Below are 20,424 nucleotides of genomic sequence, written 5' to 3'. Positions count from 1 at the left end.
CGGCTGGCAACAGTACACAAAGCGAAAGAGAATGTCACAGCAAACGACCAGCATTCGCTCTATCGAACATGACGCTTTCCTAACAACTGTGACTGAATTTGGAGATTGACCTCAAAGACACCGATGCCCTTGCTCAGTGCAAGATCATGGACGCGTTGCAGTTTCGTCCGATCGGCGGCCAGATACGCGTGGTCGACACCTCGTTGGTAACTGATCGCTTGGCCGAGCCCCTTTCGGAGATTCTCGGTTCCTTTTACTTCGATCGCGAAGACGCGATTTGAGGGAGTGTACCCCAAGACGTCAGGTTTGTACGGGCCGATGGAAACAGAGTGTGACGAATACTGGTTGTAGAGTCGGGCATATCCTTCGTGAGACTGATGTGCATCTGGGACATGGACAAAGAAGTCATATCCGCGACTGTCGAGCCACTCTGCGAGAGACAAGAAGATCTCGGCCTCTGCCGTCAAATTTCCCATATCGAATATGGAAAAGTGTTTGATGAGAAAATTCCTTCGGCTGAGAACTATTGATTAAGCATAGAACCGTATTTATGTTCAGTAACTTGGATCGTACTCTCACCTCGGAATCGCCGGTATCGGATCAAAATCGATTTCATTAGCACTTGTTAACCGTCTTCTTTTTCCCTTCCAAGAATACGCGGCCACTATCGGTGACAACTACTGTCTTCGCACGTCCCTCAGTGTGAGTTTTTACAAAACCTTCCTGTTCTAAGCTATTAACATGGCGTGCAATCGTGCTCTTTGACTTGTCAAGCTCATCAGCAATTTTGGTTATTGATAAAGGTGTATTCAGGTTGGTTAACTCCAAGAGCAATTTTGCTTCAGCATCCGTCGTGCTACCTTGAAGATTCAGTTTAGGAAGGCGGCGTACACTACTATCTATATCACCCACCTGAAGTATTGTATCAATATGCTCCTCGCTTGAGAAGGTCGCGACTACCAAGGGAAAGAGAAGTTCACGAGCACCCCCACCGAGAATAACAACCGTTTCACCCTCTGCTGCTTGGATAAGATCAACGCAGTATAGTACGGTTTCTACAAAGTCAGTATAGGGGAGATATTCTGTACTTAGGCAGAGGTCTGGAACGACCTGTGTCAGAACTTCCTCGACCTCCTTGAAGGCGTCTTCTCCGCGACTAGAACTATTCGATGGTTGTAATAGTACTACCACGTCCTCAGCGTCAAGACCTTCACTCAGAACTGGCCGAACCACTCGCCGACTATCGAATCCCAATGGCGCAAGATATGTTCGCATACCACTGGTTACGGATTGATGTCTCGTTACTGTTCCGGAATAGTGCAACAGTGACTGCGAAAGTCGTACAGATTTGGGTCAGTATGTGGTTTGAGGAGGCAGGTAGGCGATAGTCCCCCCAACAACGTTCCAGAATACCGCAACAGTGCTTGAACTGTTGCAGAATAGATAGCTATTTCAGAATGTATTATAAATTTACTACTCGCTCGCGCATACCGCTGCCGGGTGGCACCTGCCCCTGGCACGGATAGTGACATCCATATTGAAATATAAACTGGCCGATAATTTTATGTTGTCCGGCGAAATAGAGTAATTCGATCGCATCCTCTGAGGAGGCCTGAAGCGGCCAATTCAGGTAGCTACGGCTACCCTAGTGATGTGACAATCGGCGTCCATCCCACACTCGGCGCCGAGACCGATTCCCAAGCAAACCCATGCAAGACCCACCCGACTCAAACGAACCCACGCTTGCGAACTTCATCGGTACACGGGATTCATTTCTCGTGATCCGAGACCCGCAACTCGCGAAAACAGGTTCACAAGCGCGTGCACAACTACGATCATTACCGCTCCTTTCGGAGTTCGGCCTCGACCGAGTCGCCCATCCTGGGATCTACGATAACGGGTTACGACTCATCGAGTACGAACTCATACCAAACGAAGACCTTCGAGCGGGCGGCGTGAACGAGGTCGAGTTCCCGTTGGTTCACTACGTTAGTCAAGAGATGCTGACGGGCGAATTACGGGACGAAGAGAACGTATACGACGACCAGGATGTTGTTCGGCGACTCCTCCGTAAGCGACCCGAAAACATCCCATACGTACTCGTTACCGACACGAGTACGCCTCGGATGCCGCGTCACACGCAGAAGCCAGGGAAATCGTTCGTCGACGAGTTCGAGTGCACCGTCACCGACTATAAGGGCCTGCTGAAGCGGTATCTCCAGCACAATCTTGACTCAGAGTTGCCTCTGTCGTCGACGCAGAACCTGTACTTCCACCAGATTTCGTCCAATCACAAGCAAGCCGGACTCGAGGCGGGGTCGATCCCCGATCTCTTCGACTACACGCAGATTCCGGCAGACAGTCCGGCGTGGGCTCCGCTCTACTACATCGTCCGTGAGGACGTCGATCAGGTGCTCGAGGATTACTCTGAGCGCATTCGAGAAGCCCTGCGTTCGTGGACCGAACGCGGGCCGACCCAGAAAATCGCGAACAGCATGCTCGACATGCTAGAGCGGGTGGATTTCGAAAAAGACCGACTCGACAACTACCGCTATCGCCACCAGGAGAATACATGAGCACAACGTACACACCGGCAAATACGAAGCCGGACAAGCTACTAACCGGGTTCATCTCGGTTCGAGCACCGGAACTCAAACACATTTACAATGCCATTCAAGGCGCGACAAGCGTCGACGAGCTGACCAGTAAGTTTGGACGTCCGACCGCCGACGGACTCGAGACTGACCACGTCGAGGACACAGTGCGGTTCCTGAACGCTGTCGATCTAGTCGAGAGCCCGTCGGGAGACATCAAGAGCACGGTCGAGCGAATCAACGAGCATCAGTTCAAGGGGCTTCCCTTTGAAGCGCGTCTCCTGTATCACTGTAACCAACAGGAAGGGCGACAGACGCACTTTGCTGCGGTCTATGGTGCGCTGCTAACCGAGGAGAGCAGGACAGTGAGCGTTGACCGAGACGACTTGCGTACCATCCTGAAGCGCGAAACGGACTACGACTTTAGCTGGACTGACGAGAAAATCGACATGTGGGTAACGCTGTGCGAGCAACTGGGCCTGATATCTGAGTCAGAGGACGACCTCGTCCTGAGTCCTTGCCGTGCCTTACTCCACGATGCGCTTGTGCTCGCCCCGACCGATACCAGTGAAGAGCCCAACTACGGCGATTTCGAGGTCGAAAACGGCGAATTCCGCCGTGCGCTCGACTGGATTGACGATAATCTATTCCGCGTGTACGAGGAACGAGCCGGCACCGCTCGTGTTCATCCGGTCATTGCTGACGTCCTGCGCAACATGGAGGATGACGGCATAATCTCGCTGTCGAGTCCCGGTGACTCACAGAATGCGGTCGAAATTCCACCTGAAAACCTTGACGACGACGTGCGCGGGAACCGACGCGACGCAACGCGTGTCTCGATTCACTCGCGTCCGGACGAAACGGCTTATCAGTACCCTCTCACTCAGCTCCTCACTCGATAATGAGCAAAAGCATTCAGCAACCCTCGACCGACGGCGAGATGGACCGCTACTGGGACGACGACGAGGTCGACCACTTCATCACTTCGGAAGCACACACGGCCAAAAAGACTCCTGAGCAATTTAAAGAGACCCACGTCGACATCGACCGGATCTACGCGGACACGCTCACTCCTCTCGGTGTTTCAGGTGACTTCGTCACCCAAGAAGACATCCTCGAATCTATCACAGCGTCGAATCTCGAGGATCCAAATCGGATCTTCATCGTGCGTGGGGAACCCGGCTCCGGGAAGAGCCAACTCTGTGAGTGGACGAAGTACCAGATCAATGGTTTCGGTGAGGACGACAACGGTGTTGAGGACTACGTGGCGCTTCACGTGTCCCGCAGTCAGACTCGGATGGATCAGATTATCGATGTCCTCACCGAACCACTGGATGTCGATCCCGACGTCCAGAACATCGACGATCTCGACCCGGACGACGCCGCAAGCGCTATCGTCGAGTATATGCGCGGTATCTGGTCTACTGAACACCTCACTGACCAGGAGGTTCGAGAACTCACCGACAAACGAGGCGATAAGAGCGATCTTCGCGAAATCTTCGCGAAGAACATACAGGAGTATCAGGACGCACTCGAGTCCCGTGATGAGAATCCTGACTTCAACCTCCTCACTCGCTCCGACTTTCGGGACCTCCGACTCCGACTCAGCTTCGGCAACAAACTCACGGAGAACAAAGACCTGCTCTACTCGGTTCTCAAGAACGAAGCCCACGAATATCTCTCTCGAAACCTCGTCGGTGACTTCAAGGAACAGCTCCAAGAATACTCCCAGCGGTATCAGGAGAGGGGCATTAGGCCAGTACTCATCTGTGAGGACCTCACAACGTTTAGCGTCCTGAAAGAACAACTCCTCGACCACATCTTCGAACTCAGCAGTAGCCACTACGACATCGTCCTCGGGTGGACGATCGGTTGGGAGCAGGACAACATCGACGACGCGATGACTCGCTCAGACGCGGCCACGTACATGAAAGGCCGTTCTGAGGGGTACCTGACGATGACCGACGAGAACGGCGAGGCCTACTTCCTTGACGACGAGGCCTCCGTCGAACTCACTCGATCGTACCTCAACGCCATCAAGCGCCACTCCGATATAAACAGCACCCCGGACGACGTTGAGGAAGCGTTCGACAAACTATATCCCTTCAGTGAGCGGTTCGTCCACATCGCCTATCGTCAGCTAAACGACGAGGGTAGTGATCGCAAGACGCCGCGGCTGCTACTGCTGCGGGTTGTGAAGCATTGCTTGAAGTCGACCTGGGCACCCTACGAGGCGATGAAATCGAACTCGTTCGTGGATACACCCACGTTCGAGGTCGACATGAAGTACGATCAGATCTACCAGGACGTCAGTCGTTGGTACGGTGTCCCCGTCGAGGGCGGCATCGGAGTCAAGACCGGCATCCTCGACGCCTTCGGGATCGAACTTCCCGACAGCGACGAGGCACCTGTGAAAGGTGACTACGTCGTGTTCGATAAGGGTAAAGGAAGTGCCGTTCTCGACAAGATCAAGAATCCGCCTGCGCCTAAGCACGAAGTCGAGGAGGAAGATGATGAAGAAGATGAGGTGCAAGAGGGTAGTGAAGACGAGCAAGGAGACGACAACGAAGAGGAAGACGAGATCGAGGTTATCGACGAGCCCGAACTATCGGAAGAGGAGCGCGAGCGCCAGCGCAAGTTCCAGGAGTTCCAGGATTGGGTGACTAACGGCGAAGAGTATCCGAGTTCCGACACACTCCACGATGGGGCCGTCGAGGCGCTTGAACGCTGGCACGACCCGACCCGTCTCGGGAACCCAAATGCTTCGACGCGCTCTGCGAGTGCAATCTACTACGCTCGCGGTGACAATATTCCGGTGTCCATCCAGGGGGACCAACAGCGGCAGGCGAGTATCGACATCGAACTCGAGTGGGGTGCAGAACACGCAGACCTATACACCCCGATGCTCGAGTACGGGCTCTTCGGAATGTTCGATACAACCGACACTAACTTCGATCAGCTGCGGGCGTGGGCAGACACCAACGTCGCGCAGTTCAAGCAAGAGATGCGCGCAGAGGTCGAAGACTGTCTCCCCGAGGGGCTCACCATCGAGAAGACGCTGATCTTGGGGCAGTTCTTCCTTATTAACGCCGCAAAGGGAACGAAGATCGAAGAAGACGGCCTCTCCGCAGAATTGGTCTTCGAGGACTACAAACAGGACCAGGCGTACGGAAAGCCGATCCTTGAGGAGTTCGACGACGACAGCGCGTTCGGGGAGGCATTTAACAACCTGACTAAGTCCTCGAGCCACATCAGCGACCTCATCGAGGGGTTCTTCCTGCTCAAGTCGAACGTCGTCGACCACGAGCGCCTGGCGAAAGCGCGGCGTGAGATCGCGGCCGACTTCGAAGCCCACGTTGACGACGCAATGATGATTGATGCCGGTGATCTCCCTGATGCGTACAAAATCGGTTCAACTCACAAGCAGGCGAACACCAAGGTCTCGACGGTATTCAGCCGTATCTCAGACTACGCGGCCGAACTTCAGCGTCTCACCGCCGAAGAAGATGCGTCACACATCCAAGAGGCTCTAAAGCCGGTCGAACGATGGTACGACAGCAGCCATACAGTTACGGACCTCACCGAGTGGTTTGAGACGCTAGAAAAGTGTCGCGGTGTGTTTAACCTCGGTGACAAGCAGAGTTACGAGAAGGCCCGGGAACTTCTCGGAGTTGATTCTGGCGACTCACCAGAAAACATCCAACTCGCGTCGTTCAGAGAAGATATCAAACGGTTCCAGAACATGAACGACGCGACTGGAACGACGCTCGTCACACGGTTACACGATTTCGCTCGCAGTCGTCACGAACAGGATGCTTGGAAGATATACCAAGCATTCGACTCGCTCATCGACGAACTTCAGGGTCAGGAGCACTCTACCGGTGTCGATCTCGAACACCGTATCCAGCAACTCAACGAGTATACCGAGTACGAACAGAAGCGACAGGAAGTCATCGGAATCACGGAGGACCTGTAAATGTCCAATACTCAATCGCTACCCACAGTCGTGGAAGCCCTCGAAGACAAGGCCAAGAAGCACAAGCAGGCAAAAAATACCCAGTTCTACGTCTCAGTCGCACGGCACAACATCCGCGAAGTCAACAGCGAACTTGACGACCTCGTGAAGAGCCTCGAGGACCTTCGGTACTATAAAACGGTCCTCGAGGAGGCCTTCGGCACCTCGGCGCCAACAATGACTAGCAGTGCCGTACAGACCGCTGAGAAGGCAATCGAGACAACACAAGAGGAACTGCTGGAGAACGCTCAAAGCGACGACTTCGACGATGACGAAGCCAGTCTCGGCTCGGACGATGGCAGTGGCGACCCGGAGGTTGAGCTCACCCCGGCGGTACAGAAACAGATCACACAGATTCAGTCGGCGAAGCGCCAAGTCGACAACGTCACCGAGAACATCGAGAGCCAGCTCAAATCCAAACGAGAGCAGTGGAGCACGAAGGTCAGCGCAGCCGAGGAACTCCAGAAGATTCTCGGTGGTCAGAACGGGGACTTCGCACGCACACTCAACCATATGCATCAGCTCCTGACCCGAGAGTTGATGGATCCGAGCGGATCGGCATCGAACTTCGTCTCTAAGTGGAAGAACGCAGTGGGCAACTGGGAGAGGCATCAGTCTCTCCAGAGCTTCGACGACTTCCAGAAGAAGCATAACCTCTCCGATTCGACCGTCGAGGACGTAAAGACGCTCAGCGAGTCTCGACAACTCACGTTGGCTGACATCTCGCTCGACACCCTCGAGGAGATGAAGCGCGTCGACGGATTCGCGTCAGCAGTCAAACTGAGTCTCTAACGATGAGAGACCCCGTCACCCGCGCGGAGCAGATGCAAGAAGCCTACCACGACTACTTTATCGGTCGTGGTGGACGAGCAGCGCGCAGCGTCGCCAATCGCCTCGTCGACGGTGAAGACGACCTCACGGGAATGCGCGGCCCGTACCTCCAGGCGCTTGACATTCCGAACTGGAGCAGCCGTTCGTGGGATGCCTTCGCCCGGTCAGCACATCTCGAACCCCACATCCGTCGTGCCTTCACGAAAATCGGTTTCGAGCGGCTCTACGACTTCCAAGAGCGCAGCATCGAAGCCATCCTTAACGGCGACGACACCGTCATCACAGCCGCAACGGGACGGGGGAAGACCGAAGCGTGGCTCATCCCGATCCTCAATCGCATCCTCGAGGATAAGCGGTACGGCGAGAACAGCGACGATACGAGCGTCAAGGCCACGCTCATCTACCCGACGAAGGCGCTCGCACAGGACCAGCTGAAGCGCCTCCTGCAGTACATCTACCTCATCAACAAGCAGTTGACGTCCGAACAGCAGATCACGGTCGGCATTTACGACGGTGACACGCCACGGAACGTCGGCGAGTCAGGTGCCGAGGGGTACCTCAATGCGACCTTCCGTCACTTCGAGTGCCCGGGGTACAATGATGAACTCGCCAAGTGTCAGGACTGTGGTGGCGGCGTCCGCATCCGGAACACTGGCGCTCGGTTCAAACTCATCCCTGAGAAGGCACATTGTGAAGACGACGATCCGAATGACGTCCCACTCGACTTCCTGCGCCTGACCAAAAATGACATCCTCGAGGGCGGCGTCGACATCCTGCTCACCAACCCCGACACGATAAACTACCGCCTCATCAATACCAACGCCGAAGACGAACACGAACGTTTCATCTACGAACCCGAATTCCTCGTCTTCGACGAGGTGCATACCTACGACGGCCTGTTCGGGAGTTATACGTCGACACTGATGAAGCGAATTCAGTCGCTCCGCGAGGCGCGTGACGCCGACGACCTGCAACTCATCGCAAGTAGTGCGACTGTCGAGAACGACATCGAACTGTTCCAGAAGGTCAGTGGTGCCGTTGACGCCAACCGAGTAAGCGAGTCTCCTCGCGACCTTGATGGCGACGTTCCGGAAGAGGTTCCGGAAGCATTGACGTCGCACAGCCTGTCCGTCGACCGCATTCTGCGTGCAACGGCCGCGCCGGACGACGTGGTCCCGGGTCTCGACGCGTTCGACTTCACACTTGAGGATGCGTCGAGTTACGACCGCGATCGTCGGGAGACGTTGGTGAGTGATGCACTCTTCGACTACCTCACGGAAGTCGAGGACGACCCTGGTTCACAGGTTGTCCGCTACGTCCACCAGTTGCTGTACGACGCACCGCTCACGCGGTCACAACTGCACGACGAGTTGGCGACGGCACTGGATCTCGACGCTAATGAGGCGTCTACGCTGGTATCGAACGTCCGGACCCTCGGTGAATTCTCCGGCATGCTGGAGAACCGGAGTCACGTGTTTTCCTGGCCGATTGACGGCTTTTACACGTGTCCGTCGTGCGATGTGACGTATCACTCGCCGCAGGACAACTGCCGCGAGTGTGGGTTTGACTTCGTCACGCGATCCACCTACTGTCGGCACTGTAGCGACGAGCACCTCATCGCGTGGTACTGTCCGAGTTGCGACCAACTAGAACCGTACACGCCGACCGAGCACGGGACGATCGACCAGGACGAGGAACACGTCTGCCGCCGATGTGAGAAAGCGCGCGACGACGTCGTCCAAATGGTGCGGACGACGTTCCAGCCGTTCCTCGAGTGTCTCGACTGTGGACACCAACACGAGAGAACGACAGTCCGTGACTGCCCCGAGTGCGGTTCCAAGACAGTCAGGACGGGCGATAAGACGTTCACCTGCGTTAATCCGCAGTGTGAGGCGACTCGCGAGGTGGAGCGTGTCTGCGACAACTGCGACGGAACTGACTTCGGACTCGCTACCGTCGACGGGCGATTCGATTGCCCAGACTGTGGTGCGACCTACGAACGACCTGAACAGGCTCCTGATCAGTGTGTTGATTGTGGTTCCTCACTCACCTCGACAAGATTCCTTCCGTGGGTCTGTGGGGACGACGACTGTAGCACTATCCACTTCGAGGACACTCCAGATCGATGCGACTGCGGGTCGCCTACGTTCGTAAAGCGTGGACTCCTCGAGATCCGCCACGACCAGCACTGTCAGTCATGTGAGACTGCGTTCCTCGGCGATGAAGGGTGTGACTGCGACGCACCAGACGTCCACCCGCGGACTGGCCACCACCAGGCCTACAAAACGATCGGCATTAACGGGGGGATTCACACGATGAGCTCGCAGCCGTCGGCTGTCCCGTGTCCACACCCGTACGCACGGTACGAGATCGGTCGTCGGTTTGATGAACTGATGCGGGGTCCGAGCAACCTCGCAGTGACGACCTCACAGTACATGCTGCGCCGAGTCGCCGATGACGAGGGCCAACAGGCGGCGAAACTCCTGTCGTTTGCCGACTCCCATCGCGACATGAAGGAGCTCAGTCGGGACTTCTCGGAACCCGAGGTCGAGACGCTCCTCGATCAACTGTTGATCGAGAGTGCGTCATCCCGTGATGACGGAAACCACTGGACTCCGTTCAGTCAAGTCCTCAAAGACGCGGCGGACATCGTCGACGAAGTCAACGATGCGCTGGAACCGCCGCAAGTCGCGAGGAGTGTCGAGTTCGATCTGAAGTCGCGATTGAAAGACCAGCCCCGGAAGCGCTGGGACGACGACGACGCACTTCGGGACCGACTAACTAGACGCGCACTCGAGCACACTTACAGCCAGCGCTTAGGCGAGCGGGACGGATCCCTCACCGAGGAAGGCCTGATCGACGTTCGCCTTGCCCCCGGTCTCGACGAACTCACGAGCGACGAGCGTGCTATCGTCCGCGAACTTGTCGATGAGGGCAACGACTATGGGGTTGCAAACTTCGACCACCCGAGTCCCGGCCAGTCCGCCGAAACGGTCGTCGAAGAGTTAGTCGATCGCAATATCCTCAGATACGGGCACTCGGAGGACTACGTCTCGTTCGATCCATCGGCGCTCGCGATCACGGTCGCGGGCAACGGGGACGGCATCCGGTTTGATCCAGAAACGGAGCGATACTACACGACGCTCCACCACCAGTTCGGCCTGGATACGCGGTCTGCTGTCTCGTCAGGAACGTCGCTCGCCAAGCGAGCATCGATCTCTCACCCACGGTTCACACAGCGTGCCCACCGTGCCGAATACTCGCAGACGCGAATCCTCATCTCTGAGGAGTATCTCGGGGCGACGAACAAGCGCAAGCGCCGGGAGTTGGAGTACCTCTTTCGCGAGGAGAACTATCCCCACCACCTCTCCTCGGGACCGACGATGGAGCTTGGGGTCGACATCGGCGACCTCGACGCGCTCCTGCTGTACGGGACGCCGCCGAATATGAACGCGTACCTTCAGCGAGTCGGGCGTGCGGGACGCAGCTCTCACTCCTCGATGGTCCACTCGGTCAGCCAGCGCAACCCTATCGACTACTACTACTATGACCATCCGGACGAACTCATCGACACCGACCCAACTCCCGTCCCGCTCAACGAACACAACGAGGAGGTCCTCCGCGTTTCCCTGTCGTGGGGGGTCTTGGACTACGTGGCGGCCAACTTCACCATCCCGTGGGATGTCAGCCACCACGGTCGCGCGCGGTCGATCGATGGCGGGGACACCTATCACCGTCGGAGCATGCTCGATGAGAGCGAACGCGAAGATGCCAGTAAGCTGACTCACGTGATGTCCCTCAGCGCCGACACGCTGTCCCTCGGCGCCGACGACTCGAAGCTCGACGTGCTCAGTGAAGTCGTCGACGACCACGAACGAGACATCGCCGACTACCTCGAGTCGCTTCTCGACTACCGATACTGTGAGGAGTGTGAGCGACGGTACGCTACCGATGACGACCGCGAAACGTGTGCACAAAGCGACTGTGACGGAGAAATTCGGTACGCAAAGAACGAGTTCGATCATCTCGTCAACGACGTTCTCGCGAACTTTGACGAGCGCTATATCACCGGATACCGTGAATACAAACGGGCGCTCGAAGGTGAGTTGTCCGACCTGAAACGACGTAACTCTCGGTTGCGTCGCGACCAGCAGCGGGCTGGATCAGACGAGCGGGCACGTATTATGCGTGAACGTCGTGGCCTCAAGGACCGTATTGAGGTTCTCGAAGACTATCTATCTGATCTGGGAGATGCAAGTTACTTCGACTTCCTCAGTGAGTCTCGTGAGAGCAAGTACGACTTCTCGATGCGGAGTGTTGCCACAACGGCCGGTCTAACCCTGGTCGAAGAAGGGTACAACCGGCGAAACGTCGGCGACCAGGAGAGTGGACGCGCGATGCAGATGGCGCTCTCGGAACTCCATCCCGGCGCTGCCTACCTTGACAGTGGCGAGACGTACACCGTCTCGCGTGTCCGACTCGACGACAAAGCCAGTTCAGACCTCCGCGAAACGGTGAACGAAACCGTTGGTGGAGACCGTCTAGCCGAGGAACTCGTCTGTCCGGCGTGCCACGCCTCATACGACCTCGATGCCGATGGATGCGACTGCGAAACCGATGCACCACTCAAGCAACGCCGGCTCGCGATGCTTGACTCAGTCGACGCTTACCATGACAACCTCAAACTGACCGCGGAGGGCGACGAGGCGCGCTACCTCCACAACGAGCCGAACAAACCGATACAGAACACATACGCCGAACGCGAGACGTCGATACTCGAGTTTGACCCTGAACGAACGTTCGAACTCCAGGACGCCAACGGGGAACAACTCGGGACGCTCGAGTACGGTGACTACTCGGTTCTGCTGCACACAAAGAGCTACAAGACGAAGTACAAGTCCGGTGAGGTGGATCCGAGGGATACACTCTTCGAGGTCTGTGGCGAAGAGAACTGTCCTGGCGTCATCTACCGCGACGACGATGATGAGCGTCGATGCAGTGCCGACCCCGATCACTTCCCTGATGGCCGTGGTGTTGATTCCGAGTTCATTCGCCTTGGATACCAGTACGACACTCAAGGGATTCGCGTCGACCTTGACGACCGTGACCTGTCGCACACACTATCACACGGTCTTCGGGTCGCATTGCAGTACCTCGGCGGCGTCAGCATCCGTGGCCTCGCCGAGTACGTCGGCGACGAGCGTGTCGACGTTTTCGAGTCCCAGGAGGGAGGGTCCGATGTCGCGCGACTCCTCTTCGAACGAACGGACGGTGAGTTCCGGGCGTTCGACCGTGCAATCGGACTCATGCGTGACCAGTTCGACTGTGACTGTGAGAACGGATGTCCGTCCTGTCTGTATCAGTACGGCTGCGACGTCAGAAACGATCAGCGCTCGTTCGACCGGGAACGCCTTCGCGACATCCTTGCCCGCGGTGACGTGACTATTCGGCCGGTCACGAATCACGAAATCGACGAACAGCTCACCGACTGACCAATATCCCACACAACTGCCACCAATGGACTTCGACCCACTCGAACTCGCGAACTCAATGCGCGAATCGTACGCCGAACACTACGCCGGTTCTCAGCCCCACCGAGCCGTCAAGAACCTCGTCTCGCGGTACCACGACGGGTCGGGCGAGTCGCTTGAGAGCGATCTCCCCGAGTTCATCCGGACGAAAGGACCCTATCTTCAAGTGCTCGACCTCCCCCGGATGAGCGACACCCACTGGGAGACGTTCGCCAGTAACCACGACCTCCACAACGACGTCACCGAGACGTTCTCTGAGGCGGGTTTCCGCTCGCTATACGAGTTTCAGGAGTCAGCGGTAGAATCAGTTCTCGAGGACCACCATACGCTGCTGACCGCAAGTACGGGTCGAGGGAAGACCGAGGGATGGCTCATTCCCATCCTCCAGTTCATTACCGAGGCGAAGGCAGGCCAGCACAACGATCACCCGCCAGACAGCGTTAAGTGCGTCCTCACATACCCGACAAAGGCGCTTGCGCAGGACCAGCTGAAGCGGTTGATCGACTACCTCTTCACGCTCAACCGGGGACGCTCGCCGGACGAACAGGTGACTGTCGGGATCTATGACGGTGATACGAAGCGGCGCGACCCCGACGAGCTCGCGTACCTCCAGACTACGTTCCAATACTTTGACTGCCCGTGCGATGAGTGTGACTCGTCGCTGACGGTCAGCCAGCGAGACGATGGTTCGTTCGTAGTGGAACCGATGGTGGAACACGAGGATGATCTCACTTTCGACTTTATCAAGGTCACGCGGGACGCCATCATCGAATCACCAGCCGACATTCTGTTGACGAACCCCGACACGATCAACTACCGACTATTCAACGTCAACAGCGATGATGAACAGCAGCGCTTCGTTGCTGAACCGAAATACTTCGTGTTCGATGAAATCCACGAGTATTCCGAACTCTTTGGTTCATTCACATCGACGCTCATGCGCCGGTATATTCGAGAGCGTCAGCAACTCAACGGGTACGACAGCGAGGCCGACGACGATCTCACTATCGTTGGCGCGTCGGCGACCGTGGAGAACAAGCGGACGGTCTTCCAACGTATCAATCCCTTCGTTGACCCCGACGTAATGGTTATCGAGGAAGACGAGCGCACCCTCGATGCACCGTTCCCCGTCGACATCCCTGACGACTTCGCCTCGGCAGAGTTGACCGAAGAGGAGTTGCGCAACGGAGACACAAACGCCGCGAGACGAGCACTCGATGCCGCCGGCGTAGAGGGCGGCAGCGAGGACGTCGACAATTCACTCTACGAACATTTAGTCGAAGATGAAGGAGGTCCCTTGGAATTCGTCCGTGGGATCTATGCGGCGCTTCGCGAGACCCCACTTCGACCAGTCGGCCTTCGCGACCGCCTGATCGACGAGGCTGGACTCTCCGAGTTCCAAGCAGAGACGGTAGTAACGAACTTCATGACTATCGGCGAGGTGTCGGACATTCTTGAACGTCGTGCACACCTGTTCAGTTGGCCGCTTGATGGCTACTACACGTGTATCAACTGCGGGACGGTCTACGACACTCCGCAGTCATCCTGCACCGAGTGTGGCCATCACTTCGTGACGAAGCTCTCGCTGTGTAACGAGTGTGGAGAAGAGTCGCTTGAGTCGTGGTTCTGTCCGAACTGTGAGCGCCTCGAACCACACACCGTCACGTCTGAAGAGGGGCGTTTTGAGTATTTCCAACGGCGGGAATGCCAGTGTGAGACCGTCGACGGCGAAACACCCGAGATGGTTCGAGTCTACTGGCGACCGTACTACGAGTGTACAGACTGTGGCGAGCGCCAGAAGATCGACCGCCAGCACGACTGTCCCGACTGCGGTGCTGCAATGGCCCTTGACGATTCGATGGAGAAGCATGTCTGCACCAAGCCCGACTGTGACGGGGAACTCACTGTCGATGAAGCACGGGCGCCCGAGTGTCACTCCTGTCACTCTACCGCGCTAGAGCCACTCACAGACGAGGATGTTCAGTATTGCATCGAATGTGGCGAGGTCTACGAAGACCCGGAGGGACAGGAGTGTACTACTAACGATTGTGACGGTAATCTCACTCCTAAACGGTTCCTTGGATGGACGTGCAGCGATCCCGAGTGCGACGAGGTGTACTTCGGTAATCCACCAGCATCGTGTAGCTGTGGTAAACAGAAACTCGTTCGGTCAGCGCTGTTCGACATCAGCATGGTCGACGAGTGTCAGTCCTGTGGATACGAGTTCCTTCCCAACGGCCCACGCGATTGTAACTGCGACAACCCCGAAATCAGTCGCCGGGCGAAGGGGTACAGCAACTTCCGGATGGTCGACGACAACGGTCGAGTCCGAGAGGCGAGTCAGTTCCCCGGAGGACTGCCGTGTTACCACGAAGACCGGCGTGAGACCTATGCGAAGAACCGACGATACGACTCGATGCTCCGGGGGCCAGCCAACGCCGCGGTGACTACTGGGCGCTATTTGCTTCGTTCACTAGCAGATCGTGACGATCCCGGTACCTTCGGTGAATCAAAGATGCTCTCGTTTGCGGACAGCCAGGCCGACATGAAGGAACTGGAACGGAACTTCCGTGAGCCCGAAGAGTCGTTCTTCTTCGACCAGTTGTTCATCGAGAGTGTCAGATCGGAGGCCGACGCATCGGGTTGGGCAGCGCTCTCCGACGTCGTAGAGTGTGGAGTAGACGACGCCCACCAGTACGAGGAGGAATTAGCAGGCAAGGGCGGTAATACACCGCGGATGTACGAACTCCTGACCGGCTACGACCAGTCGGTCGATGAATACCTGACGGAAGAATTGCTGTCTCGTGTCTTGGAAGGCAAGTACAGCCAGCGTTACCGTAGTAACCAGCTTAGCGACGAGGGGCTGATCGACGTTCGGTCGGACGCCGATCTCGACGACCTCAGCGAAGGTGAGCGTGAGTTGCTCATAGAGGCAATCAGTCAGAACCACCATTATGAGCCGAATCTGATCGACGACATTGAGGACGGACACGACCACCTCGATTCCCTCATCGACCGCGGTATTCTGCGTCGCCTCGAAGAGGAGGGAAGTCGGTACGTGATGGTCAACGAAGACGCAGTCAAATGCGCTGTCGTTGACGACGCGACGCCGACGAACTACAGCCCAAGCCAAGAGGCGTACGCAACCTCGCTCGAAGTCGCTCTCGGGGCGGCACCCGATGACATCGTCGAGTTCACGGCGACAATAGAGGACCGCTCGGACTTCTCACACCCACACTACTCCCTGACTGCTCAGAAGGTTTCGACATCCGACCCGATGATGCTGCTCGCACGGGCGTATTACGGCGAGACCGACCGTGACGAGCGACGAAAACTGGAGTACCAATTCCGACAAGGACGGTACCCGCACTTCCTCTCGTCCGGGCCGGCGATGGAGTTGGGTGTCGATATCGGAGATCTCAATACGCTACTCCTCTATGGAACCCCGCCGAACGCCAACTCATACCTACAGCGAATCGGCCGCGCAGGACGGTCATCAGGCAACTCCCTCATCCACTCGGTCAGCCAACGCAACCCCATCGACTACTACTACCACGAACATCCGGAGGAACTTATCGCAGCCGATCCACAGCAGGTTCCGCTCAACGAGGTGAACCGCGAAGTTCTCCACCAGTCGCTTTCCTGGGCTGTCCTCGATTGGGCCGCAACGACCCAGTGGGTACCGTGGCGCCGCGAACAGAGCGGCCTCGAAGACCTCATCGTCTGTAAGGACGAACCGATGCCGCGCACGGAACCTCGACCGAACGACATAATGACGTTCACTGGGGTGCTGTCATCTACGAACTTCCAAGTCCAGAGTTGGAACGACGATGCACCGCTCGAAGCACTTCGATCTCTCCTCGAGGAGAACCAAGACGAAATCGAGCAGTGGTTGGAAGATCTCCTATCCTTCAGTGTTTGTTCAGCGTGTGGCAGAAAGCACGCCGCAGGCTACGGAGGAGAATGCCAGCGCGATGACTGCGATGGCGTCGTCGACCCAGTTCTCGGTAAGCATGGGGACATCGTCGAAAGCGTCCTTGACGGAACCAAGGACGAACCGAGCTTCGAAGAGACGATCGTCGATCTCTATCGCGATCAGCAAGACGAAATCTACGACGACATCGACGAACTTGACGAAGAGGTGAGTGATCTGAGACGGAAAGAACGGAACACTCGTGACCGCGATGAAAAGCGACGCCTACGGGAACAGCGAGAGCAGGTCGAGCGCCAACTCGACCAACTGAACGACTATCTCGACCGACTCGAGAGCATGGACTTCGGTAGCTACCTGAATCGGGAGAGTTCCGCTGCATTCGGGTTGCGGTCGGTCGGGAGTTCGGTCGATTATCAGCTCGTCGGTGAAGACTTCGAGAACGTCAGCGACGGGTCACGCGAGCGCCGCATCGCTCTCTCTGAACTCCATCCTGGCGCCGCATATCTCTACGACAGCGAGACCTACGTCGTGACACAGGTGTACTGGGAACCGCTAGAATCTGCACGAATCACTGACGACCTGGAAGATGCGGCTATCTGTCCGACTTGTGCCACCGAGTATGATAGCGACACCCCCAACTGTGAGTCGTGCGGGACACGACTGAAGCCGCTCGTCACCAAGGTCCCGGAGAGGGTGATCGCGTACCAGCACGATCTCCCGCTCAGTTCGACGCCGAGCACAGAGCAGCTTCAGCCGTCGACAGTCTACCAGAACGACACGGAACCTCGGGGCACGTACGCACCCGTCGAGACCGACGCCGGCGACTCGTTCGAGGCGACGTTCTCCCGAGACATCGTCGACGAGAACGGGACCGTTCATGGGCAGTTCGAGTACGGTGACGTCACGCTACTCGCATCGACGAACAAATACTGGGCGACTTATAAGGACGGAGGAGCGGACCCGCTCCCGAACGTGTTCGAGATGTGTGGTGTCGACGGGTGTAACGGAGCGATCGCGAAAACCGGAGACTCGGCATACTGTACGAACAACGTCCAACATCCCGTCGATAAGAGCGAGGCAGTCCGGCCTGCAACGAAGTTCTCCACGAAGGCGGTCCGTGTCCGTTTCGATAGTGAAGAACTCGAACACGGCTTCGCTCACGGCCTCCGAGTCGCACTTCAGTACATCGGCGGCGTTAGCGTCAGACAGGTTCCTGAGTCCATCGAGGACGATGGAACGCTAGTATACGACTCCGACGAGGGTGGGAGCGGAATCACCGTCCTGTTGACGCAGGATGACGGGGAGAAATTCGAACGCGCTGTCGAACTCATGCGTGAGGCGTTTTCGCCCGACGAGTCGAAATGTAACTGCGAGAATGGGTGTCCGTTCTGTATCTACCAGTACGGGTGTGTAGAGCAGAACGATCCAGAATCATTCGACAAGGACGAACTGCTCGAGCTCCTGTCCCACGACCTCCACCTCAAACCACGGAACGATGAGTGACCCACTCCACGTCGCGGCTGACCTCCGAACACAATCACCTGAGCACCTTTGGGCGCTATCACCGGAAAGTATCTACTCTTCCCTCGCCGCAAAAGCCGCCGAAGAGCCGATACAGGGACGACTTGAACCACACATCCGAGCAGAGACCATCAGAACGAACGACGAACGAGATAGCGATCTCGTCGTCTCGATACACGAGTGGCTACTCGGCGAACTCGGCCTTATCGAAAACGGCGACATCTCACTACTGGGGATGGTGATGCTCTCCTCGGACGAGCCACAACCATTCATCCGAGCAGTCACTGTCGCTAAGCTCCAGTCCGCTGAGATGGTGCTGCGCTCGTGCAGTGAGATCGACGAGAACGTCCCGCGGCGCGAGCTTGACAGCCTACTTGCCGATGAGTGGGACGAGACCGTCCTCGCCCCTCTCTTGGGATCTCTTGGGTTCATGACCATCTACCCCGATAGCGTCGATCTCGATCACGAACGGATCGATACCTCGCTATCGGCACAGCAGACGACGTCTACCGAGACGGCTGTCGCAGAAGCTTACCGGGAAGTCCTCTCTCACGCCGCAAAATCTGCGGATGAAGCCTGTCTAGAGGACCTTGTGCAGCGATTGACTGGGACAGTTCCGAGGAGGCAAGAACTGGGGATGACGGAGATAGCGACTCTCGCCAGTACGCGGGTAATCATCGTCAATGAAACCGACGTCGAAGACGCAGTCCGTGACCAACAGCAGGAGTACGAGGACGAATCCGACAAGGTACGATCACTGCTGGTACCGTCAACTGAGTCGGACGTAGAGAGAGTCGAGTTGGACCAGCCAGTCGTGTTCGATGACCTGTCGGAGAATGTCGATCTGAGCGCCGATGAATGGGAGGCTGCTCTTACGCTCGTCGCTACTGTCGCAGCATATCCCGACCTTGCGACGTTTGACGTGCGTTTCGTCACAGAACGATGGCCGAGCGTAACGCCGTATACTCTCTACCAAGCACTTTCATCGGTTCCCGGAGTCGAGTGTGAGGTCAGCGGCGGCCTTGTCGAATTTGAGACCGTCCCGAAAACTGTTGACAGCGAGACTGTGCGCGATGAATACACGAAACACCTCGTCGAGCGCTATTCGGATATTCAGGGCCGCATAGACACACTCTCTCGAGAGACGGTGTCACTCCCACCTGCGCCTGTCGCGACCGAATCGATGGTGGCACAGGACTACGAATCGATCGACAGTGGGGCAATCGCGCCGACCTATTTCACCTACACGCTCGTCGATCCGGACGCTCTCGGGGAGAAGAAGATGGACGCCTACGTCGGAGATTCACGAGGCGTCGGTAGAGAACGTGCGCGTCTCCGCCGCTGGCACGAAAGGCGGTCGTCGGGACTTGAGCCGTACACTGCGATGACCGACCGCTTGTTCAGCCTCGGCCTCGAGCGTGACATGGAGGACAAAGTTTTGCGGATCATGACGCCATTCGACGATGACACGTTCAACGAGTATGTGGCCCAGATTCGGCGTCTCCTTGAGCACGGCTTCGAACTGCGCCTACTCACCCGTCACACGAAGGAGCCCTGGGAGTGGCGACGACTTCAGCGAAACCTACTGAGCGAAATCAAAGAGCATCGAGACCGGGTGACGGTTCGAACCTACTCGCGGTTCAAAGAACATCAGCGCGTGACGCCTGATATGGACTTTCTCGATCTCGGTGAAATCGGGATTCATGGCAAACTACAGACGGTAGGCGCATCTACGGAGGGAGCAGCACTCCTCGGGTCAGCGAACTTCATGGAAAACAGTTACGACTGGAACCCTGAATGTGGGGTCTACACCGAACGAACACAGTTTGTCGATGCTGCGATCGAATTCTTCGATATCGTCTGGGATATTTCGGCAGCAGATGAGATATCGATCGAACGACTACAAGAAATACCAGATCACCAGTTAATCCCGACCTACTACAGCTAACTCAGCCTCTCGGACTACAATTAACGTTTCCTCTCGAAAGGGAAGTCTTG

Annotated in this window: 9 protein-coding genes; 7 read left to right on the top strand and 2 right to left on the bottom strand. The window is 56.8% G+C overall.

What is annotated here, in order from left to right; genetic code table 11:
• Positions 1-59 precede the first annotated feature (59 nt).
• Together ACERI1_RS16055 and csa3 are read right to left on the bottom strand one after the other, a co-directional pair.
• Positions 60-476, bottom strand: a complete 417-nt coding sequence (locus ACERI1_RS16055; RefSeq protein WP_373619472.1) for a hypothetical protein — start codon at positions 474-476, stop codon at positions 60-62.
• A 139-nt stretch (positions 477-615) separates the two neighbouring features.
• Complete coding sequence (gene csa3, locus ACERI1_RS16050) at positions 616-1,275, bottom strand: CRISPR-associated CARF protein Csa3 (RefSeq protein WP_373619471.1); 660 nt, start codon at positions 1,273-1,275, stop codon at positions 616-618.
• 434 nt (positions 1,276-1,709) lie between these two features.
• On the opposite strand from csa3, the gene ACERI1_RS16045 reads away from it, so the two are divergent.
• Genes ACERI1_RS16045 through ACERI1_RS16015 form a run of 7 tightly spaced genes read left to right on the top strand, consistent with a single transcriptional unit; the run spans position 1,710 to position 20,374 of the window.
• Entirely contained in the window at positions 1,710-2,576 is an 867-nt protein-coding gene (locus ACERI1_RS16045) for a hypothetical protein (protein WP_373619470.1), read from the top strand.
• Positions 2,573-3,496: a hypothetical protein gene (locus ACERI1_RS16040; protein ID WP_373619469.1), complete on the top strand. Its 924-nt coding sequence runs from the start codon at positions 2,573-2,575 to the stop codon at positions 3,494-3,496. The genes ACERI1_RS16045 and ACERI1_RS16040 overlap by 4 nt, the downstream gene beginning before the upstream one ends.
• Positions 3,496-6,570, top strand: a complete 3,075-nt coding sequence (locus ACERI1_RS16035; RefSeq protein WP_373619468.1) for a hypothetical protein — start codon at positions 3,496-3,498, stop codon at positions 6,568-6,570. Before ACERI1_RS16040 ends, ACERI1_RS16035 begins: the two co-directional genes overlap by 1 nt.
• The gene (locus ACERI1_RS16030; RefSeq protein ID WP_373619467.1) at positions 6,571-7,401 is read left to right on the top strand and encodes a hypothetical protein; all 831 of its coding nucleotides are present in this window, start codon (positions 6,571-6,573) and stop codon (positions 7,399-7,401) included.
• A gap of 2 nt (positions 7,402-7,403) precedes the next feature.
• Positions 7,404-12,932, top strand: a complete 5,529-nt coding sequence (locus ACERI1_RS16025; RefSeq protein ID WP_373619466.1) for a DEAD/DEAH box helicase — start codon at positions 7,404-7,406, stop codon at positions 12,930-12,932.
• Between the two features lie 25 nt (positions 12,933-12,957).
• The gene (locus ACERI1_RS16020) at positions 12,958-18,408 is read left to right on the top strand and encodes a DEAD/DEAH box helicase (protein WP_373619465.1); all 5,451 of its coding nucleotides are present in this window, start codon (positions 12,958-12,960) and stop codon (positions 18,406-18,408) included.
• The gene (locus ACERI1_RS16015; RefSeq protein WP_373619464.1) at positions 18,401-20,374 is read left to right on the top strand and encodes a hypothetical protein; all 1,974 of its coding nucleotides are present in this window, start codon (positions 18,401-18,403) and stop codon (positions 20,372-20,374) included. Before ACERI1_RS16020 ends, ACERI1_RS16015 begins: the two co-directional genes overlap by 8 nt.
• The last annotated feature ends 50 nt before the right edge of the window (positions 20,375-20,424 follow it).

Source organism: Natrinema sp. HArc-T2 (assembly GCF_041821085.1).
GTDB lineage: Archaea > Halobacteriota > Halobacteria > Halobacteriales > Natrialbaceae > Natrinema.
Note: the sequence above shows the minus strand (reverse complement) of the source record. Positions and strands in the feature narration are given on the sequence as shown.

Coding starts and splice junctions, on each gene's coding strand:
- ACERI1_RS16035 (WP_373619468.1), top strand. CDS start 3,496: ATGAGCAAAAGCATTCAGCAACCCTCGACCGACGGCGAGATGGACCGC.
- ACERI1_RS16020 (WP_373619465.1), top strand. CDS start 12,958: ATGGACTTCGACCCACTCGAACTCGCGAACTCAATGCGCGAATCGTAC.
- ACERI1_RS16015 (WP_373619464.1), top strand. CDS start 18,401: ATGAGTGACCCACTCCACGTCGCGGCTGACCTCCGAACACAATCACCT.
- ACERI1_RS16030 (WP_373619467.1), top strand. CDS start 6,571: ATGTCCAATACTCAATCGCTACCCACAGTCGTGGAAGCCCTCGAAGAC.
- ACERI1_RS16055 (WP_373619472.1), bottom strand. CDS start 476: ATGGGAAATTTGACGGCAGAGGCCGAGATCTTCTTGTCTCTCGCAGAG.
- ACERI1_RS16040 (WP_373619469.1), top strand. CDS start 2,573: ATGAGCACAACGTACACACCGGCAAATACGAAGCCGGACAAGCTACTA.
- ACERI1_RS16045 (WP_373619470.1), top strand. CDS start 1,710: ATGCAAGACCCACCCGACTCAAACGAACCCACGCTTGCGAACTTCATC.
- csa3 (WP_373619471.1), bottom strand. CDS start 1,275: ATGCGAACATATCTTGCGCCATTGGGATTCGATAGTCGGCGAGTGGTT.
- ACERI1_RS16025 (WP_373619466.1), top strand. CDS start 7,404: ATGAGAGACCCCGTCACCCGCGCGGAGCAGATGCAAGAAGCCTACCAC.